General features: G+C 73.3%; 25 protein-coding genes. 12 read left to right on the top strand and 13 right to left on the bottom strand.

Annotated features, from left to right (window positions below):
* Positions 1-38: 38 nt before the first annotated feature.
* Positions 39-602 carry an isochorismatase family protein gene (locus tag ACIRBX_RS11725; protein WP_402295689.1) on the bottom strand — a complete coding sequence of 188 codons (564 nt, stop codon included), beginning with the start codon at positions 600-602 and terminating at the stop codon, positions 39-41.
* Between the two features lie 224 nt (positions 603-826).
* On the opposite strand from ACIRBX_RS11725, the gene ACIRBX_RS11720 reads away from it, so the two are divergent.
* Together ACIRBX_RS11720 and ACIRBX_RS11715 are read left to right on the top strand one after the other, a co-directional pair.
* The gene (locus tag ACIRBX_RS11720; protein ID WP_402295687.1) at positions 827-3,187 is read left to right on the top strand and encodes a glycosyl hydrolase family 18 protein; all 2,361 of its coding nucleotides are present in this window, start codon (positions 827-829) and stop codon (positions 3,185-3,187) included.
* A 250-nt stretch (positions 3,188-3,437) separates the two neighbouring features.
* Positions 3,438-4,730 (top strand): serine hydrolase domain-containing protein, encoded by a 1,293-nt coding sequence (locus ACIRBX_RS11715; RefSeq protein ID WP_402295686.1) that lies wholly within the window; start codon positions 3,438-3,440, stop codon positions 4,728-4,730.
* 67 nt (positions 4,731-4,797) lie between these two features.
* Here the strand turns inward: ACIRBX_RS11715 and ACIRBX_RS11710 are convergent, their stop codons facing one another.
* The 3 genes from ACIRBX_RS11710 to ACIRBX_RS11700 form a co-directional block, all read right to left on the bottom strand.
* Positions 4,798-5,904 (bottom strand): glycoside hydrolase family 19 protein, encoded by a 1,107-nt coding sequence (locus tag ACIRBX_RS11710; RefSeq protein ID WP_402295684.1) that lies wholly within the window; start codon positions 5,902-5,904, stop codon positions 4,798-4,800.
* A 239-nt stretch (positions 5,905-6,143) separates the two neighbouring features.
* The gene (locus ACIRBX_RS11705; RefSeq protein WP_402295682.1) at positions 6,144-7,181 is read right to left on the bottom strand and encodes a hypothetical protein; all 1,038 of its coding nucleotides are present in this window, start codon (positions 7,179-7,181) and stop codon (positions 6,144-6,146) included.
* Positions 7,178-8,416, bottom strand: a complete 1,239-nt coding sequence (locus ACIRBX_RS11700) for an MFS transporter (protein WP_402295680.1) — start codon at positions 8,414-8,416, stop codon at positions 7,178-7,180. Before ACIRBX_RS11700 ends, ACIRBX_RS11705 begins: the two co-directional genes overlap by 4 nt.
* A 281-nt stretch (positions 8,417-8,697) precedes the next feature.
* Between ACIRBX_RS11700 and ACIRBX_RS11695 the strand changes: the two genes are divergently transcribed.
* Positions 8,698-10,161, top strand: coding sequence for a DNRLRE domain-containing protein (locus tag ACIRBX_RS11695; protein ID WP_402295678.1), 1,464 nt, complete (start codon positions 8,698-8,700; stop codon positions 10,159-10,161).
* Between the two features lie 118 nt (positions 10,162-10,279).
* Here ACIRBX_RS11695 and ACIRBX_RS11690 read toward each other — a convergent pair whose 3' ends face one another.
* A complete protein-coding gene (locus ACIRBX_RS11690) occupies positions 10,280-10,681 on the bottom strand; it encodes an ACT domain-containing protein (RefSeq protein ID WP_402295676.1) in 402 nt (133 codons plus the stop codon).
* Between the two features lie 183 nt (positions 10,682-10,864).
* Here ACIRBX_RS11690 and ACIRBX_RS11685 point away from each other — a divergent pair, with 183 nt between their 5' ends.
* The gene (locus ACIRBX_RS11685) at positions 10,865-11,680 is read left to right on the top strand and encodes a hypothetical protein (protein ID WP_402295674.1); all 816 of its coding nucleotides are present in this window, start codon (positions 10,865-10,867) and stop codon (positions 11,678-11,680) included.
* An 84-nt stretch (positions 11,681-11,764) separates the two neighbouring features.
* Positions 11,765-12,271 (top strand): sigma-70 family RNA polymerase sigma factor, encoded by a 507-nt coding sequence (locus ACIRBX_RS11680; protein ID WP_402295673.1) that lies wholly within the window; start codon positions 11,765-11,767, stop codon positions 12,269-12,271.
* A gap of 55 nt (positions 12,272-12,326) precedes the next feature.
* Here the strand turns inward: ACIRBX_RS11680 and ACIRBX_RS11675 are convergent, their stop codons facing one another.
* Together ACIRBX_RS11675 and ACIRBX_RS11670 are read right to left on the bottom strand one after the other, a co-directional pair.
* Positions 12,327-12,974: a hypothetical protein gene (locus tag ACIRBX_RS11675; protein ID WP_402295671.1), complete on the bottom strand. Its 648-nt coding sequence runs from the start codon at positions 12,972-12,974 to the stop codon at positions 12,327-12,329.
* 87 nt (positions 12,975-13,061) lie between these two features.
* Positions 13,062-13,451, bottom strand: coding sequence for a hypothetical protein (locus ACIRBX_RS11670; RefSeq protein ID WP_402295669.1), 390 nt, complete (start codon positions 13,449-13,451; stop codon positions 13,062-13,064).
* A gap of 286 nt (positions 13,452-13,737) precedes the next feature.
* Between ACIRBX_RS11670 and ACIRBX_RS11665 the strand changes: the two genes are divergently transcribed.
* A complete protein-coding gene (locus ACIRBX_RS11665) occupies positions 13,738-14,346 on the top strand; it encodes a PadR family transcriptional regulator (RefSeq protein WP_402295668.1) in 609 nt (202 codons plus the stop codon).
* Positions 14,347-14,353: 7 nt separating this feature from the next.
* Here ACIRBX_RS11665 and ACIRBX_RS11660 read toward each other — a convergent pair whose 3' ends face one another.
* Positions 14,354-14,593, bottom strand: coding sequence for a hypothetical protein (locus tag ACIRBX_RS11660; RefSeq protein WP_402295666.1), 240 nt, complete (start codon positions 14,591-14,593; stop codon positions 14,354-14,356).
* Between the two features lie 398 nt (positions 14,594-14,991).
* Here ACIRBX_RS11660 and ACIRBX_RS11655 point away from each other — a divergent pair, with 398 nt between their 5' ends.
* Complete coding sequence (locus tag ACIRBX_RS11655; protein WP_402295664.1) at positions 14,992-15,693, top strand: bifunctional DNA primase/polymerase; 702 nt, start codon at positions 14,992-14,994, stop codon at positions 15,691-15,693.
* Between the two features lie 276 nt (positions 15,694-15,969).
* On the opposite strand, the gene ACIRBX_RS11650 is transcribed toward ACIRBX_RS11655, so the two are convergent.
* Complete coding sequence (locus tag ACIRBX_RS11650) at positions 15,970-16,440, bottom strand: GNAT family N-acetyltransferase (protein WP_402295662.1); 471 nt, start codon at positions 16,438-16,440, stop codon at positions 15,970-15,972.
* Positions 16,437-17,294: a type I methionyl aminopeptidase gene (gene map / locus ACIRBX_RS11645; RefSeq protein WP_402295659.1), complete on the bottom strand. Its 858-nt coding sequence runs from the start codon at positions 17,292-17,294 to the stop codon at positions 16,437-16,439. The genes ACIRBX_RS11650 and map overlap by 4 nt, the downstream gene beginning before the upstream one ends.
* A gap of 95 nt (positions 17,295-17,389) precedes the next feature.
* On the opposite strand from map, the gene ACIRBX_RS11640 reads away from it, so the two are divergent.
* On the top strand, positions 17,390-17,617 hold the full coding sequence (locus ACIRBX_RS11640) for a hypothetical protein (protein WP_402295658.1): 228 nt from the start codon (positions 17,390-17,392) through the stop codon (positions 17,615-17,617).
* Positions 17,618-17,624: 7 nt separating this feature from the next.
* Here the strand turns inward: ACIRBX_RS11640 and ACIRBX_RS11635 are convergent, their stop codons facing one another.
* Positions 17,625-18,950, bottom strand: coding sequence for an MFS transporter (locus ACIRBX_RS11635; protein ID WP_402295656.1), 1,326 nt, complete (start codon positions 18,948-18,950; stop codon positions 17,625-17,627).
* A gap of 79 nt (positions 18,951-19,029) precedes the next feature.
* Positions 19,030-19,620: a hypothetical protein gene (locus ACIRBX_RS11630; protein ID WP_402295655.1), complete on the bottom strand. Its 591-nt coding sequence runs from the start codon at positions 19,618-19,620 to the stop codon at positions 19,030-19,032.
* A 47-nt stretch (positions 19,621-19,667) separates the two neighbouring features.
* Here ACIRBX_RS11630 and npdG point away from each other — a divergent pair, with 47 nt between their 5' ends.
* From npdG to ACIRBX_RS11610, 4 genes are all read left to right on the top strand, one after another.
* A complete protein-coding gene (gene npdG / locus ACIRBX_RS11625) occupies positions 19,668-20,366 on the top strand; it encodes an NADPH-dependent F420 reductase (RefSeq protein WP_402295653.1) in 699 nt (232 codons plus the stop codon).
* 86 nt (positions 20,367-20,452) lie between these two features.
* Entirely contained in the window at positions 20,453-20,638 is a 186-nt protein-coding gene (locus ACIRBX_RS11620; protein WP_402295651.1) for a hypothetical protein, read from the top strand.
* An 86-nt stretch (positions 20,639-20,724) separates the two neighbouring features.
* Entirely contained in the window at positions 20,725-21,390 is a 666-nt protein-coding gene (locus ACIRBX_RS11615) for a ThuA domain-containing protein (RefSeq protein WP_402295650.1), read from the top strand.
* A complete protein-coding gene (locus ACIRBX_RS11610) occupies positions 21,387-22,490 on the top strand; it encodes a Gfo/Idh/MocA family protein (RefSeq protein ID WP_402295648.1) in 1,104 nt (367 codons plus the stop codon). Before ACIRBX_RS11615 ends, ACIRBX_RS11610 begins: the two co-directional genes overlap by 4 nt.
* 4 nt (positions 22,491-22,494) lie before the next feature.
* Here ACIRBX_RS11610 and ACIRBX_RS11605 read toward each other — a convergent pair whose 3' ends face one another.
* The gene (locus tag ACIRBX_RS11605; protein WP_402295646.1) at positions 22,495-23,268 is read right to left on the bottom strand and encodes a site-2 protease family protein; all 774 of its coding nucleotides are present in this window, start codon (positions 23,266-23,268) and stop codon (positions 22,495-22,497) included.
* Between the last annotated feature and the right edge of the window lie 54 nt (positions 23,269-23,322).

Here is a 23,322-nt window from a genome sequence, read left to right as displayed (position 1 = left end):
GGGCCGGGCTGCCGTCGGCTACGCGGGCCGGGCTGCCGTCAGCTGGGTGCGGGGAGGGCGGCGAGCACCTCCTCGGTGGTGGTGACGTGCCCGAGGCGCGGGAAGATCTTCGTGGTGCTGTGCAGGTGCGAGTCGCCGTCCAGGTCGGTCATCGCGTCGGTGGCGAAGGTCAGCCGGTAGGTCAACTCCCAGGCGCTGCGCGCCGTGGACTCGACCCCGATGCTGGTGGAGATCCCGCCGAGGACGATGTGCCGCACACCGCGCCGCCGCAGCTGGAGGTCGAGCTCGGTGCCGGTGAAGGCGCCCCAGTGCCGCTTGGTGACGACGAGGTCGTCCGGCGCGGGGCCGAGGGCGGGGGAGAGGTCGGAGAAGCCGGCGGGCGGGACGGCGGGGGTGGCCGCGTCGCCGGGGAGCGGGAGGTCACCGCCGTCGGCGTGCCAGCCGACCCGGACCAGGGCCACCGGCAGCCGCCGGGCGCGGAAGGCCTCGGCCAGCCGGACGCCCCGCTCCAGCACCAGGCCGGAGTCGTGCGCGGTCGGCAGGGCGAGGATGCCCTGCTGGAGGTCGATCAGGACGAGGGCGGTGTCGGGTGTGATCTGCACGGTGCGAGCCTAGGGGCTCTCGCCCCGTGGGGTGGTCAGGAAAGTTTCTTTACCTTGGGTCGGGTGCGCCGGTCTGACCAGTGCGAGGAGCCGGATTCCGGGTAAAGAAGGGCCTCTGACGGGGGGTCATGCGCCCGGGGGGCTCTTGACCGGCCCAATTGGTCCAGTCCAATCTTTGATCCCCTGCACCGCCGGAAACCCCACTCATCCGGAGGACCCCCACCATGCTCGAACGAGCCATGCCCGGGCGCGCCGCGCGCCGGGCCGCACCGTCGCGCCGCAGAGCCGGTGCCCTGACCCTGGCCGCCGTCCTCTCGGCGGGCAGCGTCGCGATGGTCGCCTCACTCGGTACGGCCGCCGCCGCCCCGGTCAACCTGCTGCCCAACGGCGACTTCGAGGCCGGGCTGACCGGCTGGAGCTGCACCGCCGGCAGCGGCTCGGTGGTGAGCAACCCCGTGCACGGCGGCACCGGTGCACTGAGCGCCGCCGCCACCGCCGGGGACACCGCGCAGTGCCAGCGGACCGTCACGGTGCAGCCCAACACCAGCTACACGCTGGCGGGTTGGGTGCAGGGCAACTACGTCTACCTGGGTGCCACCGGCACCGGGGTGAACGCCCAGGCTTGGCAGCCCTCGGCGCCGGGCTGGACCCAGCTCTCCACCAGCTTCAAGACCGGCGCGAGCACCACCTCGGTGACGGTCTTCACCCACGGCTGGTACGGCCAGGGCACCTACCGGGCCGACGACCTGACCCTGACCGGCCCGGCCGGGCCGACCCAGAGCGGCAGCCCGTCCGCCAGCCCGAGCTCCAGCGCCAGCCCGAGCGCCTCGAACAGCCCCAGTCCGTCGGCCAGTTCGAGCCCGAGCAGCAGTCCGAGCGCCAGCCCCAGCAGCAGCCCGAGCTCCAGCCCCAGCCCCAGCCCCAGCCCGAGCCCGAGCCCGAGCAACAGCGGGACTCCGAACGGCCCCGGCGGCGACGGCAAGGTCACCGTCCCGGCCGGCTTCAAGGTGGAGAGCGTCAGCCACAACGCGGTGGTGCTCTCCTGGCAGCCGTCCACCGACTCGACCGACAACGCCCCGGCCTACAAGGTGTGGCGCCAGGGCCAGTTGGTGGCCACCTCGATGGGCACCCGGGTCACCGTCAGCTCGCTGCTGCCGGGCACCGCCCACACCTTCACCGTCCAGGGCTACGACAAGGCCGGCCACGCCTCGGCCCAGTCCGCCCCGATCACGGTGACCACCTCCGCCGCCCCGGGCACCACCCCGAAGTACCGCTCGGCCTACTTCGACCAGTGGGGCGTCTACGAGAACACCTACTTCGCCAAGAACGTGGACACCAGCGGCTCGGCGGCCAAGCTGGACGTCATCACCTACGCCTTCGCCAACATCCACCCCACCAACCACACCTGCTTCCAGGCGGTGAAGGCCTCGGACGCGGCGAACGAGAACAACCCCAACGCGGGTGACGGCGCGGGCGACGCGTACGCCGACTACCAGATGGACTACACCTCGGCGACCAGCGTGGACGGGTCCACCGACGTCTACGAGCAGCCGATCAAGGGCAACTTCAACCAGTTGCGGCAGCTGAAGGCCAAGTACCCGAACCTCCGGCTGACCATCTCGATCGGCGGCTGGACCTACTCGAAGTACTTCTCCGACGCGGCCTCCACGGACGCCAAGCGCAAGGCCTTCGTCTCCTCCTGCATGACGATGTTCATGACCGGCGACCTGCCGACCAACGTCGCGGGCGACCCGTCCGGGGGCAAGGCGTCGATCGCCGGGCTGTTCGACGGCATCGACCTGGACTGGGAGTACCCGGGCTCGGCAGGCGGCCACGTGGGCAACCACACCTCCACCGCCGACAAGCAGAACTTCACCCTGCTGCTCAAGGAGTTCCGTGAGCAGCTCGACGCCTACGGCGCTCAGCAGGGCAAGAAGTACCTGCTGACCGCCGCGCTGCCGGCCGGCCAGGACAAGATCCAGTACCTGGAGACCGACAAGATCGGCGCCTACCTGGACTACGCCGACGTCATGACCTACGACATGCACGGCAGCTGGGACGCCAAGGGGCCGACCAACCACCAGGACCCGCTGCACGACAGCCCGGCCGACCCGTCCACCCCGGTGGTCCCGGGCGCGAAGAAGTACAACGTGGACACCGCGCTGACCGCCTACACCACCGGCCTGCCGGAGTACGGCGTGACCGGCGGCTTCCCGGCGAACAAGATCGTGCTCGGCATCCCGTTCTACTGGCGGGGCTGGACGGGCGTCCCGGCCGGCTCCAACTACGGTCTCTACCAGACCGCGACCGGCCCGACCCCGGCCAAGCCGCTCAGCCAGGAGGCCGGTCTGGCCGCCTGGAAGGAGCTGAACGCGACCGCCGCCACCACCCACTGGGACCCGGTCACCGAGAGCTCCTGGGTCTACGACGGCACCAACTTCTGGACCGGTGACACCCCGCAGGCCATCCAGGCCAGGGGCGCCTACGCCAAGTCCAGGGGCCTGGCCGGGATGTTCGCCTTCTCGCTGGAGAACGACGACTCCTCCGCCACCCTGCTCAACGCGATTTCCAACAGCCTGAACTGACGACCGTTCAGTGACGCACGGCGGGCCCGCACTCCCATCGGGGGTGCGGGCCCTGACCGTTCCACCTGCGGTTTCCCGCCCCGACCCCGAGACGGCTCAGGGGCGGGCTACCCCGTCGGGCGGAGGCCCGGTTCGCCCTCGGGGAGGACGGGGGCCGGACCTGAGGGGGAGGTGCGTACCCGGACGGCACTGCGAGGGTGGAGGCGCCGGAAGGGACTCCGGCGGGTACTGACCTGAGGGGATCTGAGAGATGGCCAAGGGCATGCGCGGGGCGGGCCTGCGAGCGGCTGCGGTGGCACTGGCGGCGGCGACGGTGGTCGGTGTGGTGGCGCCGGTGGCGGGGGCCGCCGGGGCATCGGAGGGGGCGCGGTCGGTGTCGGTCACGGCGGAGGCGGAGGCGGACGCGGGCGCGGTCGCGGGTGCCCGGGTCGACCGGGCGGCGCTGGACGCCGCGCTGCGCGCGGTGGTGGTGGAGGGCGGCTCGACCGCCGCCCTGGGCCGGTTGGTGGAGAACGGCCGGACGGTCTGGCAGGGCGCGGCGGGCAAGGCCGACCTGGACCGGGGCACCCCGGCCCGGGCCGACGGCCGGTTCCGGATCGGCAGCGTGACCAAGACCTTCGTGGCCACCGTGCTGCTCCAACTGGAGGCCGAGCGCCGGGTGGACCTGGACGCACCGGTCGAGCGCTACCTGCCGGGCACGGTGCCGAACGGGCGGAACATCACGGTCCGTCAGCTGCTCAACCACACCAGCGGCGTCTACAACTACACCGAGGACCGGAGCTTCCAGGACTTCGACACCCCGGAGGGCATCCGGCGCTGGCTGGACCACGGCCGCTGGGCGGACCGGACCCCGGCCGAGCTGGTCCGGATCGCCGTGGCGCACGAGCCCTACTTCGCCCCGGGGACGGACTGGCACTACTCCAACACCAACTACGTCCTGGCCGGGATGATCGTCGAGAAGGTCACCGGCCGGAGCTGGAACGCCGAGCTGGAGCGCCGGATCGTCCGCCCGCTGGGCCTGACCTCCACCAGCTTCCCCACCACCGACACCGCCGTGCCGGGAGTCCACGCCAAGGGTTACCTGCAACTGCCGGACGGCGGCCGGGCCGACGTGACGCGGCTCAACCCGAGCATGGCGGGCGCCGCCGGGGCGGGCATCTCCAGCACCGCCGACCTGGCGAAGTTCAACGCGGCCCTGCTCGGCGGCCGGCTGCTGCCCAAGGCCCAGCTGAACGAGATGACCACGGTGACCCCGCAGTCGCTGAAGTACGTGCCGTACGGCCTCGGCCTGATGCGCGAGGACACCCCGTGCGGCACCTACTGGGGCCACGGCGGCGGCATCCCGGGCTACGGCACCCAGATCCTGGGCCAGTTGGGCGGCAAGCGCCAGCTCTCGTTCTCCTACAACGCCTTCGACAACGGCAAGGTCGAGGAGGCCAACCGGACCCTGGGCGAGTTGCAGGCCCGGCTGGCCTGCGGCACGGCCGCCCCGGCGGCCGGCGGCACCGCGCCGTCGCCGTCGCTGACGGCCAAGCTGGGCTGAGCACGCGTCGGCGGGTGCACCCACGGGGGGTGCACCCGCCGACCTCGGACGGGATCGAACTACCCGGTCAGCAGCTCAGGTTGGAGCCCGGCACGGTGCCGAGGATCTGCACGAAGCTCTGGTAGGCGTTGATCCGGCTCTGCACCTGGGCGGGGTTGCCGCCGTTGCACTCGATCGAGCCGTTGATGGAGCGGATGGTCTCGCCGAAGCCGCGGCCGTTGACCATCGCGTTGTGCGGGGTCATGGTGCCGGGGCCGTTCTGGGTCATCCAGTACCAGATGCCGGTCTTCCAGGCCACGGCCGGGTCGGTCTGCACCAGGTTGGGGTTGTTCAGCAGGTTGATGCCGAGCGCGTCACCGGCCGCCTTGTAGTTGAAGTTCCAGCTCAGCTGGATCGGGCCGCGGCCGTAGTAGGCCGCCTGGCCGGCCGGGCAGCCGTACGACTGGGAGGTGTCGCAGTAGTGCGGGTAGTTGGCGGTGTTCTGCTCCACCACGTAGACCAGGCCGCCGGTCTCGTGGTTGACGTTGGCCAGGAAGGCGGCGGCCTCCTGCTTGCGCACGGTGTCCGAGCCGGTGCCCGCGAAGGCCGGGTAGGCGCTCAGCGCGTTGACCAGGCCGGCGTAGGTGTAGAAGGAGTTCCGGTTCGGGAACATCTGGTTGAACTGGGCCTCGCTGACCACGAATCCGCCCGGGTTGACGGTCGGGCTCGGAGACGAGGTGGGGTTGTCGCCGCCGCAGGTGTACGGGTCCCAGTACCAGGTGGAGATCACCGGGTCGTAGCCCGGGTTGTCGTGCTCGGCGACGTACAGCCGGCCGTCGGTGTACTTGACGATCGCGCCGGTGGTGTAGGTCTGGCCGGCCACCCAGGCCGGATAGGTGCAGTTGCCGGTGGGGGTCGGCGAGGGGTTGGGGGTGCTGCCGCTCGGGCTGGGGCTCGGGTTGCCCCCGCCGCCGCAGACGCCCTGGTCGGCCCAGACGCCGGAGCCGCCGGTGGACGGGGTCTCGCCCTGGGTCCACCACTTGGCGCCCCAGTTGTGGCCGTTGTACGAGACGACGGCGCCGCCGGTGTAGACGGCGGAGGAGCTGTACGCGGTGGCGCAGGTGGCGGCGGAGGCCGCTCCGGGCAGGAACACGGCGAAGCCGACCGCCACCGCGAGTGCGGCGAACAGCGCCATGAGTCGTTTTGTCGACACTTTCTGTCTCCCCTGGGTGCGGTGGGGGGCCGCACGGGTCGAGGACGGGATCGTCCGGTGTGGGGGACCCGCGGTCGTGGGGGTGCGGGCCGGTACGGAACCGTACGGTGGACTGAACCGCATTGGTCTACACCTGTCAAGGGCCCGGGTCGGTTCGGGTGCGCCCTGATCAGGTCGGCCGACGGGTCGTCAGAGTACGGACCGCGCAACGGTTCCGGGTGTCAGCGCAGGGCGGCGGGGGACTCCGCGCCCACCACCAGCAGCTGTCCCTGGCCGGAGCCGTCGGCCGGTACCGACCAGACCTCCGGATTGCCCGCACCGTCGCGCACGGTGTAGGCCAGCGTGCGGTCGTCCAGCCAGGCCGCCTGGTCGTCCACGCTGCGGGTCTCGGCGGTGGCGGTCACCGCCATGGTGGCGAGGTCCAGTACCGAGAGCCGCCAGCCCTTGGCCGGATCGGCGTCCACCGCCTCCTTGAAGGCCAGCCGGGTGCCGTCGGGGGAGAGCGAGGGGCACTCCACGTTCTCCTTGACGGTGCGCACCGTCCGGGCGGCCAGGTCGCCCTCGACCAGGTACCGCTTGCCGGCCGTGGAGAGGGTGGCGTAGAAGCGGTTGTCGTCGGCGGTGAAGGTGACGCCCCAGTAGTTGACGTCCGGTGACTGGTACGGCCGACCGTCCCGGGTGACGGCGAACTCCTCCAGGGTGCTGAGGACTTGGCCGGTGCGGGTGTCGTAGACGCCGGTCCGGGTGGAGAAGCCGCCGCCGCTGTAGGAGTCGCCGCCGACGAAGGTGGTCCAGTTGACCATCCGGCCGCTGGCCGAGACCCGGGCCCGGCTGGGCAGGCCGGGGATCGGGATGGACTTCGTCTCCTTGAGCTCCCGGTCCAGCACCACCATCCGGTAGGACCACTGGGTGTCCGGGTGGGCGCAGACCCCGGTGCCGCCGGCCGCGTAGGACCGCACGCACTCCAGGGTGCCCACCTGGCGCGGCCCGTCGGGCTCGGCGGCGGCCACCGTGTTCAGGTACCGGTCGCCGACCACCAGCAACCGGGCGCCGTCGGTGGTCAGTTCGAGCGGCACCGCGCCGTCCGCCCGGCCGGCGGAGCGCCCCTTGCCGTCCGCCGCCAGGCCGTAGCCGACCGCGACGGCGGCCAGCACGGCGGTCACCGCCGCCAGCACGCCGAGCTTGGTGCGGGTGCTCGGGCCGCCCGGGGCGGGGGGAGCGGTGGTGGCGGCGGTCTCGCGGGTCGACTGGCTGGTCACGTGGCTTCCTTGATGGCACCGGGCAGGCGGAACAGCAGGACGGCGGAGGCGACGATCGCCAGGGCGACGGCCCCGGCGGCCAGCCGGGTGGCGGTGGCCGGGCCCCAGAGCTGCCAGGCCAGGCCGAACAGCAGCGAGGAGACCAGGTAGGCGAGCGCCTGGCCGGTGTGGATCAGCGCGATCCCGGTGGTGCGCAGCCGCTCCGGCAGGACCGGCCCGGCCAGCGCCATCAGCACCCCGTCGGAGGCGGCGTAGAACAGGCCGTAGAGGCCGAGTGCCACGATCAGCAGCGGGGTGCCGCCGAGCGGGCCGAACAGCAACAGGTAGACCCCGGCGAGCGCCAGATAGGCCGTCAGCAGCACCGGCAGCCGGCCGACCCGGTCGGCCAGCGCGCCGAGCGGCGCGGCCAGCAGGAGGTAGGCCAGGTTGGTGCCGACCGCGAGCAGCGGGAACCAGCCGATCGCCAGGTCCTCCCGGCGCTGGAGCAGCAGGTAGACGAAGCCGTCCCCGACGGTGGCCGTGCCGAGCAGCACGGCGGCCAGCGTCAGCCGCCGCACCGGGGCCGCCGCCAGCAGGCCGCGTACGTCCAACTTCACCCGGACCGGCGGGAGTTCCTCGCGCTGGTCGCGGACGAAGAGCACCAGTACGACCACCCCGAGCACCGCGATGCAGCAGCTGGCCACGAAGACCGCGTCGAAGGACTGGCCGGCCGCCGCCAGCACCGCCATCGCCACCAGCGGGCCGAGGAAGGCGCCGAAGCTGTCCATCGCCCGGTGCACCCCGAAGGCCCGGCCGAGCGCCTCGGGCGGGGTGGAGAGGGTGATCAGGGCGTCCCGGGGCGCGGTGCGCAGGCCCTTGCCGGCCCGGTCCACCGCGACCACCAGCCCGATGCCGGTGGCCGAACGGCCGACCAGCAGCAGGCCGAGCTTGGCGACCGCGGAGAGCGCGTAGCCGGCCCCGGCCACCGCCTTGCGGTGCCGGAAGCGGTCCGCCGTCCAGCCGCCGGCCAGCCGCAGCAGCGCGGTGGCCCCGGTGTTCAGACCGTCGATCATCCCGTAGGCCAGCGGGCTGAGTTGGAGCCCGAGCACCAGGTACATCGGCAGGACGGCGGTGACCATCTCGGCCGAGACGTCGGTGATCAGGCTGACGCTGCCGAGCGCCAGCACGTTGGCGCCGATCCTGACGCCGGCCCGGCTGCCGTCGGTGCGGGGGCGCCCGATCGTGGACAGGTACACGGAGCTCCTCCGGGCGGCGCGCAGCGGCAAGATGGCGTGGACGGCTCACATCCTGAGGTGCGCGGGCCCGGCTGGACAACAGGGCCTCGGTAGCGGATCGGCATGCGATGGGTGAACAGCCGGTGTCCGGGCATGACTTGACCGCGTACATCCCCTGATCCTCATGTCCTGCACGCGAGTTGTTCACCTCCGTGTGCGGGATCCGCCCGGCAGCACCCCCAGGATTTCCCCCGCTCGTGACACGGGTCACGGGCCTCTCCCCCCAGGAAAGGGACTCTCCGATGGGCAAGCGCCAATCCTGGCGAGCCGCGACCGCCGCCTCCGCCGGTCTGGTCACCACCGCGCTCACCGCGACGCTCCTCACCGCGACCGCTCCCACCGCGTCGGCGGCGACCACCACCTTCACGCCGGTCGCGGACACCTACGTCCAGGACTCGACGCCGAGCACCAACTACGGCACCTCCACCCAGTTCGTGGCGGACAACTCGCCGGTCCGGCAGGCGTTCCTGAAGTTCACCGTGAGCGGGGTGACCGCCCCGGTCACCGGCGCCAAGCTCCGGGTCCGCTCGATCAGCGGCAACAGCGGCGCCAGCAAGGGCGGTGTCTTCAAGTCCGTCTCCAACACCAGCTGGAGCGAGACCGGCACCACCTGGAACAACAAGCCCGCCCTGGACGGTGCGACCCTGGCCACGCTGGGCTCGATCTCCAAGGACACCTGGTACGAGATCGACGTCACCTCGGCGGTGACCGGCAACGGCACCTTCAGCTTCGGTGTCAGCTCGACCAGTTCGGACGGCGCCTACTACGACACCCGGGAGAGCGGAGCGGACGCCCCGCAGCTGGTGCTCACCACCTCCGGGCCGACCCCCACCCCCTCGCCGTCCCCGTCCGGCTCGGTGACCCCGACCCCGACGCCCACCCCGACGCCGTCCCCCTCGCCCTCGACCACCCCGCCGTCCGGCGACCCGGTGCTGGTCGGCGCGGGTGATATCGCGGACTCCGGCTCGGGCGACACCGCGACCGCCGCGCTGCTGGACAAGATCCCCGGCACCGTCTTCACGGCCGGCGACAACGTCTACACCAACGGCACCGCCTCGGAGTTCAACTCCTACTACGAGCCGACCTGGGGCCGCCACAAGGCGCGCACCCGCCCGGCGCCGGGCAACCACGACTACAACACCTCGGGCGCCACCGGCTACTACAACTACTTCGGTGCCAACGCCGGTGAGTCGGGCAAGGGTTACTACTCCTACGACCTCGGCAACTGGCACGTCGTCGCGCTGAACTCCAACATCGCGATGTCGGCCGGCTCGGCCCAGGAGACCTGGCTGCGCGGCGACCTGGCGGCCAGCAACAAGCCCTGCACGATCGCGTACTGGCACCACCCGCTGTACACCTCCAGCTCCAGCCACGCGCCGTCCACCGCGACCCGCCCGCTCTACCAGGCGCTCTACGACTACAACGCCGAGGTGGTGGTCACCGGCCACAACCACACCTACGAGCGGTTCGCCCCGCAGGACGCCAACGGCAACAAGGACGACGCGCGCGGTCTGCGCAGCTTCGTCGCGGGCATGGGCGGTGCGAGCTTCTACGGCTTCGGCACCATCCAGAAGAACAGCGAGGCCCGGAACGCCGATACCTGGGGCGTCCTGAAGTTCACCCTGCACGCCAACAGCTACGACTACGAGTTCGTGCCGCAGGCGGGCAAGACCTACAACGACAAGGGCACCGGCACCTGCCACTGACCCGGCGTCACCCCCGGGGCGTGGACGGCCAGTGCCCACGCCCCGGGGTGCCGCGGTCCCGGGCGTCCCGGTGTCAGGTGCCCCGTCCTCAGGTGTCCCGGTCTCAGGTGCCCCGGTCTCAGCCCTGCTCGGCCGCCAGCTCCGTCAGCAGCCGCACCGCGCGCTCGCCGTCCTCGGCGGCGACGAACAGGTGGTCGTGGTGGAAGCCGGCCACCACGTTGCAGCTGATCCCGTGCTCGGCCAGCCGGGTGGCCACCGCGGCCGTCAGGCCGACCGCCTCCAGCGCGGAGTGGATCCGCAGGGTGATCCAGGCCGCCACGTACGCGTAGCGCAGCCCGAGCGAGTCCGCCTCCTCCTGCGTCACCACCACGGTCGGTCCCTCGGCCTCGGCCACCGTCACCACCGGCCGCAGCCCGGTCGGCACCCGGCCCGGCAGCGTGCAGTAGACGTACCTCCCCGGGTGCAGCTCCGGGCTCATCCCGCTCAGCAACTTCCGCAGATCACTCTCACCGGCCGTCATGCGCCCACGCTAGCCCGTGCCCCGGCCGCCGGACGGCCCGCCGGGCCGGGGTGGTGCGTGCCCGTGCGAGAATTCCGCGTCCGCCCGTCACCGAACCGGTCGCCCGACCCGTCCTCCTGGAGGGGGCCGCGTCCGGGCGGCCCGCGAGCAGGCGTGCGCGACGACAGGGAGCCGGCGACAGACATGAAGGACTTCCGTGCCGACCTCGACGGGGAGCTGGCCCTCCTCGACGAGCCACCGCTCGGCGATCTGGTCGGACAGGCGGTCCGGCAGGGCCGACGGGTGCGACGCCGGCGGGCGGCCGGAGCGCTGGCCGGTTCGGTGCTCGCGGTGGCCGGGGTCGTGATGGTCTGCGGCCCGCTGCGGCCGTACACCAGGGACACCGTCACCACCGTGGTGATGGCCCCCGACCAGCCCCCCGACCCACGGTCGGCGACACCGGCCGCGCAACCCCCGCCGTCCGCCACGCCGTCGCCCACGCCCTCGGTGGTCATGTCGGCGCCCACCACGGACTCCGCCGTGCTGGTCACCCTCCTGCGACTGCTGCCGCCCGGTCTGGAGACCAGCGGCTACGCGGCCCAGCCCGACGGGCTGCCGAGCAGCTACACCGCCGGTGCCCAGGTGCAGGTGCGGACCGCCGCCGGCCCGGGGATGGTCACGGTCTTCGTCGCCACCACCTACAGCGACACGAGCTGCCCGACCGGCTTCACCTGCGGCACGGACCCCGGCGGCCGGGAGGTCGGCATCCGGCACGACGCGAACGACTGCGCGCTGGACACCGTGGTGAAGTCCCGTCACGCCGACGGCACGGTGGTCACCGTGGAGGTGGCCGGCTGCGTGCCCGGGCGCGACGGCACCCGGCCGGAGCGGGGTGCCGCCCCGCTCAGCGTGGACCAGGCGGTGGCCCTGGCCGCCGACCCGGCCATCTCCTACCAGGTGCCCGAGCAGGTCAAGCGGGAGGCTGCCGCCGCCCACCCGTCCCTACCGTCGCTCCGCTGAGCCGGACAGACCGGCCGCGGCCCCCGGCAGGGCCGCGGCACCACCGCTACCGAGACAGAACCGCACCACCCTGGGGGCCGAGAAGTGCGCAACGAAGCCGAGTTCGTCAGTTTCGCCGAGGCGAGCACGCTGCGCCTGCGCCAGCTGGGCTACCTGATGTGCCGTGACTGGCACCTCGCCCAGGACCTCACCCAGACCACGCTCACCAAGATGTACCTGGCCTGGCCCCGGCTCACCCGGGAGGACAGCGACCCGTTCCAGTACGCCCGCAAGGTGCTGCTGAACTCCCTGCTGGACCACAAACGCCTGCGCAGCTCCACCGAGCTGACGGTGGACCGGTTCCCCGACACCCCGGCCGGAGCCGGCCAGGACACCACCGCCGTCCGGCTGGCCCTGATGGACGCCCTCGCCCTGCTCGCCCCGCGCGACCGGGCGATCGTGCTGCTGCGGCACTGGGAGGACCACAGCGTGGAGACCACCGCCGAGATCCTCGGCGTCAGCCGCTCCGTGGTGAAGTCCCAGACGGTCCGCGCCCTGGCCATCCTCCGGGCCCACCTGGACGAGGAACGCCTCGCCCTGTTCGCGGCCTGATTCCGCGTCAGCCGGGCCCGCCCACCGGCGTGCCCGCCGTCAGCGCCCGCCGCCGTCAGCGTCCGCCCGCGACCACGGCCTCGCCCGCCACCAGCCGGTCGAGCAGCCGGCCGCCGTGCACGCCCGGGGCGTCGAAGCCGCGGTCGTCCTCCTCCCCGTCGGCCAGCAGGACCTCCGGGACCAGCACCCCGGCGGCGGTGGACGGTGCGACCTCGTGGTCCAACTCGGCCAGCGCGTAGGCCGGCGCGAGCACCGGCCCGGTCAGCGCGCCGCCGACCAGATCCGGGAAGAAGCCGTTCGACAGCACGGTGGCCCCGGCCACCAGGTCGCCGCCGATCATCACCAGCTTGTCCGTGTAGTGGCCGACGAACGCGCCCACCCGGACGGCGCCGCGCACCAGCAGCTTGGCGTCGCCCTCCAGGTAGACCGCGTCCGCCGCCAGGTCGCCGAGCACGATCAGCGCCGGGCAGCCGTCGTCCAGGTTGAGCACCGCGCCCGCCACCGTCAGGTCGCCGTCGACCACGAAGCCGGTGCCGTACGGATCGGTCTCGTCCAGGTCGAGCGCCCCGGGCAGCGTCAGGCTGCCGGTGTGCACGTCGTAGGACTCCTCGTAGAGGTTCTCGTAGCTGGACTCGGGCAGCGCACGGCTCTCGAAGAGCGCCACGCACTCCTCCCAACTGCGGTTCACACCAGTGATGTTCATGGCGCGGAGTCTGCCACGGGGCACCGTCAGCAGCTCCGCCGGGCCGGAAGCTCCACGTCACCGCCGGGTCCGGGCACGCCGGGAGCGTCAGCAGTTCTTCTTCCGTGCCTGCTGGATCAGTGGCTCCGCCTCGTCCAGCAGGAAGGTGACCTGCAAGGTCTGGGCCGCCCGGTGCAGGGTGTCGGCGAACTCCTGGTAGCCGTGGTCCTGTTGCGCCGCTTCGGCGGCGCGGTTGGTCGCCGTGTTCAGGTACTGCTCGGCGGTCTCGTAGTAGGGGTCGCCCGGATTCGCCGGCCGGGGGCGGGCGAGGTGATCGGTCAGCTGCTGCAGGGAGACGCAGGCGGACCTGGCGGATTCGCGTGCCGCCACCGTGGCCTTGGAGGGCGTCGAGCTGCAGGCCGCCAGAGAGAGCGCGGACGCCAGCAGCAGTGGCAGGGACAGTGACAGACGAGGTATCAGCTGACGTCGACCGGTCATGCGGCAATGCTAGTGAGCTCGACGGCCCGGCCGCCGGGGAATCCGGTGGCCCGCAGCCGCCGTCCGGCCCGGCGCCCCGTCCGCTCCGGCCCCTCGGTGCGGGCGTCGACGCCGCCGCTTCCGCCCGTCCCGGCCTCGGCGCCCGCGCACCACCCCGATCCGTCCGACCCCGCCGTCACGGGGCGGCGGACGCGCGGCGCGGAATCGTTGACGAGCGATAGTTACCGATATATCGTCGAAGTATCGAGATAGCTCGATGAACCATCGACGAAAGTGAGTGATCACCATGCGCGGGAACGGATACGACAGGGAAGGGCGCCGCCGGGAGCGGCGCGAGGGATTCGGCGGCTTCGGCGGTGGCCGGCCGGGCGGCCCGTTCGGCGGCCCGTTCGGCGGGCCCTTCGGGCACGGCGGCGGGCGGGGCGGGTTCCCCGGGCACGGGCGGCGCGGCGGGCGGGCCCGGCGCGGCGACGTGCGGGCCTCGCTGCTGGCGCTGCTGCTGGAGCGGCCGATGCACGGCTACGAGATGATCACCGAGATCGGCGAGCGCTCGGGCGGGGCCTGGCGGCCGAGCCCGGGGTCGGTCTACCCGACGCTCCAGCTGCTGGAGGAGGAGGGGCTGATCGTCGGGAACGAGGGCTCGGGCAAGCGGCTCTTCGAGCTCACCGAGCAGGGCCGGGCGGAGGCCGAGGCGGGGGCGCCGAACCCCTGGGAGCAGGCCGGCCGCGGGCTGGACTGGGAGGCGGTGCAGGAGGTCGGGCAGGCGCTCGGCGCGGTGGACCAGGCGATCCGTCAGGTGATGACCACCGGGACGGAGGAGCAGCGGGCGAAGGGCCTGGCGGTGCTCACCGAGGCCCGCAAGAAGCTCTACCTGATCCTGGCCGAGGAGGCGTGACGGCCCGTCAGTCCTCCTGCGGGGGGCCATCGGTGGCCGGGTCCTGGTACTCGTAGCGCCAGCGCCAGCGGCCCTTGGGGTCGTACTCCTTGGCCCGGCGGTAGACCAGCGTGACGGCCGGGGTGTCGCCGTGCGCGGGCACCGGCACCCGGTAGTACTTCGGGACGCTGCCGAGCGGCGTCCGCCCGACGGCCAGGGACCGGCCGTCCAGGGGGCCGCCGCTGAAGGGGGTGTCGACGCTGCTCACCTGGCCAGCCTACGCGTGGCCGGCGGGTGTGACGGTCCGGTGGAGGGCTTCGGCAGCCGGTGTGACCAGCGCAGCACCGCCCCCGGTCAAAACGGCCCCCCCGACACCCTTATCCTGCTCTGTACGCCCCTGGGGATCTCCAGGTACGCGGGCCCCGACGCGGGCCGGGAGGGCGCGCGCGGCGCGCCCCTCGACGAGGCGAGGACCTCGTCCCTCCGTACCGGTGACCCCGGGCGACTCGGCCGTCCGGCAACCCCGGCTCCGGCCCTCGGCGAAGCTGCCGGACCGACTGCACCCCGGGGAAGCAACGGGGTGGGCTCCGGCGTTGCGTCGGATGATTGCGTCGGTCGCTGTGTCACACCAGGCACGGCAGCTAGAGCAGGTGCGGAAGGGGTCCGATGGAAGCCAGCAGCAGGTGGACGGCCTGGTGGCAGCGGCGTGACCGCGAGCGCACCGGGCCGGGTACGGGGGGCGATCCGGCCGGGAGGCTGGAGCTGCTGCTCGCGTCGGTGCGGGCGGGATTCCCGCTGGCCCCGGCCGCACATCCGGCGGGGCACCGGTGTTCCTGCGACCGGGTCGGCTGTCCGGCGCCGGCCCAGCACCCGGTCTCGTTCGCCTGGCAGACCCAGGCCACCGTCGATCCGGAGCAGCTGACGCTCTGGCTCTCCCGCGATCCGCAGGCCAACTTCATCACCGCGACCGGCCGCGCCCACGACGTGCTGGACGTCCCGGCCGAGGCCGGGCGGCTGGCCCTGGAGCGCCTGGAGGCGCTCGGTGTGCACGGCCCGGTGGCCGCCGTCGGCGAGGACCGCTACCTGTTCTTCACCGCCACCCGGGGCACCCCGGTGGACGAGGACGAGTGGTGGCCCAGCGTGCTGGACAGCACTCCTGACACCATGTCGGACCACCCGGGCCTGCGCTGGCACTGCCGGGGCTCCTACACCCTGCTGCCCCCGGCGGCCCTGCCGGACGGCTCGGAGGTGCGCTGGCTGCGCGGGCCCGAGCTGGCCCTGCCGGACGCGCTGCGGGTGCTGGACGTGCTCACCGACGCCTGCACCGAGGTCGGTGCGGTGGCCGAGGAGCAGTGGCTGATCGGCTGACGCCCGGTCAGACCCCGTACGGCGGACGGGGGGGGGGGGGGCCCGGGGGGCCCCCCCCCCCCGCGGGGGGGGGGGGCGGGGGGCGGGGGGGGGGGGGGGCCGGGCCGGGGGGGGGGGGCGGCGGCCCGCGCGGGGGCCGGCGGCCCCCCGCCCCCCCCCCGGCGGGCGGCGGGGGGGGGCCCCCCCCGGGCCCCCCCCCGTCCGTGCGTCCGTGCGTCCGTGCGTCCGTGCGTCCGTGCGTCCGTGCGTCCGTGCGTCCGTGCGTCCGGCGCGGCGTCAGCCGGCCGCCAGTTCGGCCAGCGGGGCGCCGCCGAGCCGGTAGACCGAGAGCTCGTCGAGGGCGACGGCGCCGAGCGCCTTGTAGAAGGCGATGGCCGGCTCGTTCCAGTCCAGCACCCACCACTCCAGCCGCCGGTAGCCGCGCTCGGCGCAGATCACCGCCAGCTCCCGCAGCAGCGCCCGCCCGTACCCGCCGCCCCGGGCGGCGGGCCGGACGTACAGGTCCTCCAGGTGGATGCCGGTGCCCTGCCAGGTGGAGAAGCTGAGGTACCAGAGGGCGAAGCCGACCGGCTCGCCGTCCGGGCCCACCGCCAGGTGGGCCCGTGCGGTCGGCCGCTCGCCGAACAGCGCCGTGCGCAGCTCGTCCTCGGTGAGCTCGACCAGGTGCGCCACCCGCTCGTACGCGGCCAGCTCGACGATCATCGCGTGGACCGTCGGCACGTCCGCCGGAGCGGCCGGGCGTATCACGCCGCGTCGCCCGGGAGGGTGAGGATCTCGGCGCCGTCGGCGGTGACCACCAGGGTGTGCTCGAACTGGGCGGTGCGCTTGCGGTCCTTGGTGACCACCGTCCAGCCGTCCTCCCAGATCTCGTAGTCGTAGGTGCCCAGGGTGAGCATCGGCTCGATGGTGAAGGTCATCCCGGGCTTGATCACCTCGGTGGCCCGCTCGCTGTCGTAGTGCGGCACGATCAGGCCGGAGTGGAACGAGGTGTTGATGCCGTGTCCGGTGAAGTCACGGACCACGCCGTAGTCGAAGCGCTTGGCGTAGGACTCGATCACCCGGCCGATCACGTTGATCTGCCGGCCCGGCTTGACCGCCTTGATGGCCCGGTCCAGCGACTCCCGGGTGCGCTCGACCAGCAGGCGGGACTCCTCGTCCACGTCGCCGCAGAGGTAGGTGGCGTTCAGGTCGCCGTGCACCCCGTGGATGTAGGCGGTGGCGTCGATGTTGACGATGTCGCCGTCCTGGAGCACCGTCGAGTCCGGGATGCCGTGGCAGATCACCTCGTTGATCGAGGTGCAGACCGACTTGGGGAAGCCCCGGTAGCCCAGGTCGGACGGGTAGGCGTCGTGGTCGCACATGTACGCGTGCGCCACCGCGTCCAGCTGGTCGGTGGTCACGCCCGGGGCGATCAGCTTGGCCGCCTCGGCCATCGCCTCCGCCGCGATCCGCCCGGCGATCCGCATCTTCTCGATGGTCTCGGCGGTCTGCACCTCGGGGCCGGTGTACGGGGCCGGCTTCGGCTTGCCGACGTACTCAGGGCGCGGGATGTGCGCCGGGACCTTGCGGGTGGGGGACTGGATGCCGGGTACGAGAGCCATGGCCGGAGTCTATCGGCCGGAGATCGTCCCGCTCGGCTGTGCGTGCGAAGCTGGCGCGAGGGTAGGTGATCACCGCACCAGACCAGGAGGATGACATGCCGTTCGGGAAGAGCAAGCCCACCGGTAAGCCCGGTGAGTGGTTCTACTGCATCAAGCACGCCAAGGTCGAGGAGGGCCCGGAGTGCCCGGCCAAGGACCGCCTCGGCCCGTACGCCACCCCCGAGGAGGCGGCGCACGCGCTGGAGACGGCGGCCGAGCGGAACCGGGAGTGGAAGAACGACCCGGCGTGGAACGACACCCCCGAGGGGGAGCAGCAGAACTGACGTGACGTCAGGCCGCCAGCGCGTCCCGCTCGGCGGCCTGCGCCGCGTGCTGGGCGCGGACGGCAGCCACGTGCTCGTCGGTGCGGTCGTCGTAGCGCAGCAGGCGCGGCACGGCGGCGGTCAGCGCGAGCACGCCGACCACGCAGGCCAGCCCGCCGGCCCAGACCGAGCCCCGGACGCCGATCGCGGTGGCCATGCCGCCGGCCCGGGCCTGGCCCAGCTGGGGGCCGACCGAGTAGCTGAGCAGCTCCACCCCGGCCAGCCGGCCGCGGAACTCGTCCGGGATGGACTGGTTCCAGATGGTGGACCGGGCCACGCCGCTGATCTGGTCGGCGCCGCCGGCCAGGGCCAGGCAGAGCAGCACCAGCCAGATGTTCCCGACCAGGCCGGCCAGCGCGATCGAGACGCCCCAGCCGAGCGCGGCGAAGACCAGCATCCGGCCGTGCCGGTGCACGTGCGAGGTCCAGCCGCCGGTGGCCGAGACCACCAGGGCGCCGGCCGCGGTGGCTCCGTACATCAGGCCGAGCGCCCAGTCGGCCTTCAGGTCGGAGGCCCAGAAGGCGTAGATCGCGACGGGGAAGGCGAACAGCATCGCCACCGTGTCGATCACGTAGGTGGAGAGCAGGTCCTTGCGGCTCCAGGCGTACTTGATGCCGTTGGCGATCGCGCCCAGCGAGGGCTTCTCGGCGCCGGTGGACGGCGGCACCGCCCGGATCTTGTAGAGCAGCACCAGCGAGACCGCGAAGGTGATCACGTCCAGTGCGTACGCGGTCTTCACCCCCGCCACCGCGACGATCACGCCGGCCAGCGCGGGGCCGGCCACCGAGGCGGCGTTGCGGTAGAGCGAGAGCAGGGTGAAGGCGGCGGTCAGCTGGTCGTGCGGGACGATCCGGGGGGTCATCGAGTCCAGCGCCGGGCGCTGGAGGCCGTCGGCCGCCGCGACCAGGGCGGCCACCACGTAGATCGGCCAGAGCACCGGGGTGGGCAGCAGCGCGTTCAGCAGCAGCAGGCCGGAGAGCAGCAGCAGGCCGACCTCCGAGCAGAGCACCAGCTTGCGCCGGTCCAGCGCGTCGGCGAGCGCGCCGCCCCAGAGGCCGAAGACGATCAGCGGGACCAGTTCGACCGCGCCGATCAGGCCGACCGCGATCGGCGAGTTGGTCAGGTGCTTGATCTGCAGCGGCACCGCGACGTAGGTGAGGAAGCTGCCGAAGGACGAGACGCACCCGGCACTCCAGAGCAGCCGGAAGTCCCGGGAGGAGCGCCAGGGAGTCAGATCGGGGCGCAGCCGCTGCCAGAACGAGGTCGGGGGAGCGTCAGGAGGTTCGGAAGTCACGTTGAGCCATGCTGCGACGGGGTGATTCGCCACGGCAAGCGAATTTCGTCCCGGAGTGCCCGTCCGTGGCTCCCGGGCGCTACCAGCGGGCGACCGGCGAGCCCGCCAGCCGATCGGCCAGCCGGGCCAGTCGGCCGCGCGGGGACGGCGCCCCGGCGGCGGAGCTGACGAGGTGTTGGACCAGTTCGAACGGACCCTCGGCCTCCTCGGCCCCGGCCGCCGGCACGGACAGCCGCTCGTGCGCCAGCCCGGCCAGCTCCTCGTCCCCGCCGTCCAGCGCCAGCACGGTGGCCCCGCCCCGGCGGGCGTCCTGCACCCGCTCCAACAGGGCCCCGCCGGCCGCCGCCGGCGCCACCAGCAGCACGGTGGCGCCGCGCCGGGCCTCCGTCAGGCGCCGTACCCCGTGCGCCAGATGGGCCGGGGCCCGCTCCTCGACCCGGTGCCGGAGCAGTGTCGGCGCCAGCCCGGGCAGCCCGGTCAGCGCGGCCTCCTCGTCCAGGTGGGCGGCCAGGTGCCAGGGCTCGTACGCCTCGGTGCCGACCAGCAGCAGGCCCGAGGCGGTCCGCCGACCGGTCGAGCGGCGCAGCGCCCCGGCGAAGTCCCCGGCCCGCTCCACCCAGCCGGAGCCGGCCAGCGCGGCCCGGAGTGCCGAAACTCTCATCGCGTCCATGACCCGTCAGCATGGAGAGCGGGCAAGGGGTTTGGCAGGATTCCGGCATGACTTCCCACGATGCAGTGAACCCGCCCGTCGGCGCCCCGGCCCTGCCCGACGTCTCGCACCTGGTGGTCGGCGTGCTCGGCGGCACCGGCGACCAGGGCCGGGGGCTGGCCTACCGGCTGGCCCGGGCCGGGCAGCAGGTGGTGATCGGCTCCCGGACGGCCGGCCGGGCCGAGGAGGCGGCGGCCGAGATCGGCTACGGGGTGCGCGGCGCGGACAACGCGACCACCGCCCGGGAGAGCGACATCGTGATCGTGGCGGTGCCCTGGGACGGCCACGCCGCCACCCTGACCGAGCTCCGCGCGGAGCTGGCCGGGAAGATCGTGGTGGACTGCGTCAACCCGCTCGGCTTCGACAAGCAGGGCGCCTACGCGCTGAAGGTGGAGGAGGGCAGCGCCGCCCAGCAGGCCGCCGCGCTGCTGCCGGACTCCAGGGTCACCGCCGCCTTCCACCACCTCTCCGCCGTGCTGCTCCAGGACCGCGAGATCGAGCGGATCGACACCGACGTGCTGGTGCTCGGCGAGGACCGCGAGGCCACCGACCTGGTGCAGGCGCTGGCCTCGTTGATCCCCGGCATGCGCGGCATCTTCGCCGGCCGGCTGCGCAACGCCCACCAGGTCGAGGGCCTGGTGGCCAACCTGATCTCGGTGAACCGCCGCTACAAGGCCCACGCGGGCCTGCGGGTGACCGACGTCTGACCGGGCCGGGCCACCCCCGGCCGGGAGAGCTCGGGCCGTCGGCGAGAATGGACGGCGACCCGAGCCCCGGCCAAGGAGTACCCGCCATGCCCCGCAACGCCCTGTACGCCTCGATCGTCTTCGTGCTGTCGGTGGCCGCCGCCGTGGTGTCGTTCGTCGAGGGCACCTGGCTGGGTGTCGTCTGGGTGCTGATGGCCGGGGTGTCCAGCAACATCGCGCTGTACTACCTGCGCCGCGCGAAGATCCAGAAGGCCGCCGTCCGGCAGGGCTGAGCGGTTCCGTCCGATCCCGTCCGGACCCCTGTCCGAATCCGTGGTGCCATGTAACATTTCACCGTTGCGGAGGCAGGGGAGGGCACATGGCACGGGCGGGTCGGACGGCGCTGGTGGTTCGGGGAGGCTGGGCCGGGCACCGGCCGGTCGAGGCCTCCGACCGGTACGCGGAGCGGCTGGAGCGGGACGGCTACGCCGTCACCGTCTCGGACACCCTGGACAGCTACCTGGACGCGGAGCTGCTGGCCGGCACCGACCTGGTGGTGCAGAGCTGGACGATGGGCACCGTCACCGACGCCCAGGCCGCCGGGCTGATCGCGGCGGTCCGGGCCGGCACCGGGCTGGCCGGGTGGCACGGCGGGATCGTGGACGCCTTCCGGGAGTGCGCCGCGTACCAGCTGATGACGGGCGGTCAGTTCGTCCACCACCCCGCGGAGCACGTCCGCTACCTGGTCACCCCGGTCGGGGAGCACCCGGCCACCGCCGGGGTGGAGCCGTTCGAGCTGACCAGCGAGCAGTACTACCTGCACCTCGACCCGGCGGTGGTCCCGCTCGCGGTCACCGAGTTCGCCGCCGACCCGGACCACCCGGAGCTGGCCGGCGTCACGGTGCCGGTCGCCTGGGCCCGGCGCTGGGGCGCGGGCCGGGTCTTCGTCTCGGTGCTCGGCCACACCCTGGAGGACCTGGCGCACCCGCAGGCCGACCTGATGCTGCGTCAGGGCATGCACTGGGCCGCCCGGGGCGCGGCGTGAGCGCCCCGCGCGGGCCGCTGCGGGTCGGGGTGGTCGGGGCCGGGAAGATCAGCGGCGTCTACCTGGACACCCTCACCCGGCAGCCGGAGACCACCGTCACCGCCGTCGCCGACCTGGACCGGGCCCGGGCCGAGGGAGCGGCCACCCGGGCGCCCGGGGCGCGGGTCACCACCGTGGCGGAGCTGTGCGCGGCCGAGGACGTCGACCTGGTGCTCAACCTCACCGTCCCGGCCGCCCACGCCGAGGTCGCGCTGCGCGCCATCGCCGGCGGCAAGCACGTCTACGGCGAGAAGCCGCTGGCCGCCACCACCGCCGAGGCCCGCGCGGTGCTGGCCGCCGCCGAGGCGGCCGGGGTCCGGGTCGGCTGCGCGCCGGACACCGTGCTCGGCACCGGCACCCAGACCGCCCGGGCGCTGCTGCACGCGGGGGAGATCGGCACCCCGTTCGCCGCGACCGCCTTCATGACCACCCCGGGCCACGAGCTCTGGCACCCCGACCCGGAGTTCTACTACCGCCCGGGCGGCGGCCCGCTGTTCGACATGGGGCCGTACCACCTCAGCGCACTGGTCACCCTGCTCGGCCCGGTCCGCCGGGTCAGCGCGCTGGCCGCCACCCCGCGCCCGGAGCGCACGGTGGCCACCGGCCCCCGGGCCGGGGCCCGCTTCACCAGCGAGGTGCCGACCCACCTGACCGGGCTGCTGGAGCACCAGGGCGGGGCGGTCAGCTCGCTGCTGATGAGCTTCGAGGTGCACGCCGCCCGGCTGCCGCACATCGAGGTGTACGGCACGGCCGGCTCGCTCTCCGTCCCGGACCCGAACGACTTCGACGGCCCGGTCGAGCTGCACCGGGCCGGCGCGCCGGCCTGGGAGCCGGTGGCCCCGCTGGCTGGGGAGCCCGGCGCCGCGCGGGGCGCCGGGGTGGCGGACCTGGCCCGCGCGCTGGTGACCGGCCTCCCGCACCGGGCCTCGGCCGATCTCGCCCTGCACGTGCTGGACGTGATGGAGTGCCTGACCTCGGCGGCCGGGAGCGGCTCACCCGTGGTCACGTCCACCGGCTGCGAGCGGCCGGCCCCGGTGCCGCCGACCGGCCGGCCCCGCTGAGGGCTCAGGACTGCCAGAAGCGGAACAGGTAGTTGCCCACCTGCGCGTAGTACGGGTCGGCGCCGAACAGCTCCATCACGTCGTAGACCAGGCCGAAGAACCAGCGGTTCACCTCCGGCTGCCAGAGCAGCAGGAAGACCGCCAGCATGCCGTACGGGGCGACCGGGGCGAGGCTGCGCCGGGTGGAGTAGGAGAGCCAGGGCTCGACGATGCCGTAGCCGTCCAGGCCCGGCACCGGCAGCAGGTTCAGCAGCGCGGCGCTGACCTGGAGCAGGCCGAGGAAGCCCATCCCGGCGGCCAGCGCCGGGGAGCTCACCCAGCCCGCGCCGAGCGGGATCAGCAGGGCCGCCGCGAAGAGCACGTTCACCAGCGGCCCGGCGGCCGAGATCAGGCTGTGCTTGAGCCGGCCGTTGATCCGGTGCCGCTCGATGTAGACCGCGCCGCCGGGCAGGCCGATGCCGCCGAGGATCACGAAGACCAGCGGCAGCACGAAGCTCAGCAGCACGTTGGCGTACTTCAGCGGATTGAGCGTCAGGTAGCCCTTGCTGCCGACCGAGATGTCACCGCCGTGCAGCGCGGTCCGGGCGTGGCCGTACTCGTGCAGGCAGAGCGAGACCACCCAGCCGGCCACCACGAACAGGAAGATGCCGAACCGGGGGCTGCCGTAGCCGGTGGCCACGGCCCAGCCGGACGTGCCCAGGGTGGCCAGCAGCACCCAGAACACCGGACTGATCCGGCGCTCCTCACGGCGGGAACGCTGGGCTTCGGCGAAGGTCATGGCGGGCGGGCTCCGATGCGGGAGTGGCGGGTGTGACGGTCGATCATGCCCGGC

It is taken from the genome of Kitasatospora sp. NPDC096147, from assembly GCF_044763225.1.
In the GTDB taxonomy this organism is placed as follows: Bacteria; Actinomycetota; Actinomycetes; order Streptomycetales; family Streptomycetaceae; genus Kitasatospora.
Note: the sequence above shows the minus strand (reverse complement) of the source record. Positions and strands in the feature narration are given on the sequence as shown.

What these genes read in the sequence shown, in the direction of transcription:
- map (WP_402295659.1), bottom strand. Translation starts at nt 17,294, where the DNA reads ATGGCTCTCGTACCCGGCATCCAGTCCCCCACCCGCAAGGTCCCGGCG.
- ACIRBX_RS11715 (WP_402295686.1), top strand. Translation starts at nt 3,438, where the DNA reads ATGGCCAAGGGCATGCGCGGGGCGGGCCTGCGAGCGGCTGCGGTGGCA.
- ACIRBX_RS11620 (WP_402295651.1), top strand. Translation starts at nt 20,453, where the DNA reads ATGCCCCGCAACGCCCTGTACGCCTCGATCGTCTTCGTGCTGTCGGTG.
- ACIRBX_RS11665 (WP_402295668.1), top strand. Translation starts at nt 13,738, where the DNA reads ATGCGCGGGAACGGATACGACAGGGAAGGGCGCCGCCGGGAGCGGCGC.
- npdG (WP_402295653.1), top strand. Translation starts at nt 19,668, where the DNA reads ATGACTTCCCACGATGCAGTGAACCCGCCCGTCGGCGCCCCGGCCCTG.
- ACIRBX_RS11690 (WP_402295676.1), bottom strand. Translation starts at nt 10,681, where the DNA reads ATGACGGCCGGTGAGAGTGATCTGCGGAAGTTGCTGAGCGGGATGAGC.
- ACIRBX_RS11670 (WP_402295669.1), bottom strand. Translation starts at nt 13,451, where the DNA reads ATGACCGGTCGACGTCAGCTGATACCTCGTCTGTCACTGTCCCTGCCA.
- ACIRBX_RS11655 (WP_402295664.1), top strand. Translation starts at nt 14,992, where the DNA reads ATGGAAGCCAGCAGCAGGTGGACGGCCTGGTGGCAGCGGCGTGACCGC.
- ACIRBX_RS11720 (WP_402295687.1), top strand. Translation starts at nt 827, where the DNA reads ATGCTCGAACGAGCCATGCCCGGGCGCGCCGCGCGCCGGGCCGCACCG.
- ACIRBX_RS11685 (WP_402295674.1), top strand. Translation starts at nt 10,865, where the DNA reads ATGAAGGACTTCCGTGCCGACCTCGACGGGGAGCTGGCCCTCCTCGAC.
- ACIRBX_RS11710 (WP_402295684.1), bottom strand. Translation starts at nt 5,904, where the DNA reads ATGGCGCTGTTCGCCGCACTCGCGGTGGCGGTCGGCTTCGCCGTGTTC.
- ACIRBX_RS11605 (WP_402295646.1), bottom strand. Translation starts at nt 23,268, where the DNA reads ATGACCTTCGCCGAAGCCCAGCGTTCCCGCCGTGAGGAGCGCCGGATC.
- ACIRBX_RS11630 (WP_402295655.1), bottom strand. Translation starts at nt 19,620, where the DNA reads ATGGACGCGATGAGAGTTTCGGCACTCCGGGCCGCGCTGGCCGGCTCC.
- ACIRBX_RS11675 (WP_402295671.1), bottom strand. Translation starts at nt 12,974, where the DNA reads ATGAACATCACTGGTGTGAACCGCAGTTGGGAGGAGTGCGTGGCGCTC.
- ACIRBX_RS11640 (WP_402295658.1), top strand. Translation starts at nt 17,390, where the DNA reads ATGCCGTTCGGGAAGAGCAAGCCCACCGGTAAGCCCGGTGAGTGGTTC.
- ACIRBX_RS11695 (WP_402295678.1), top strand. Translation starts at nt 8,698, where the DNA reads ATGGGCAAGCGCCAATCCTGGCGAGCCGCGACCGCCGCCTCCGCCGGT.
- ACIRBX_RS11615 (WP_402295650.1), top strand. Translation starts at nt 20,725, where the DNA reads ATGGCACGGGCGGGTCGGACGGCGCTGGTGGTTCGGGGAGGCTGGGCC.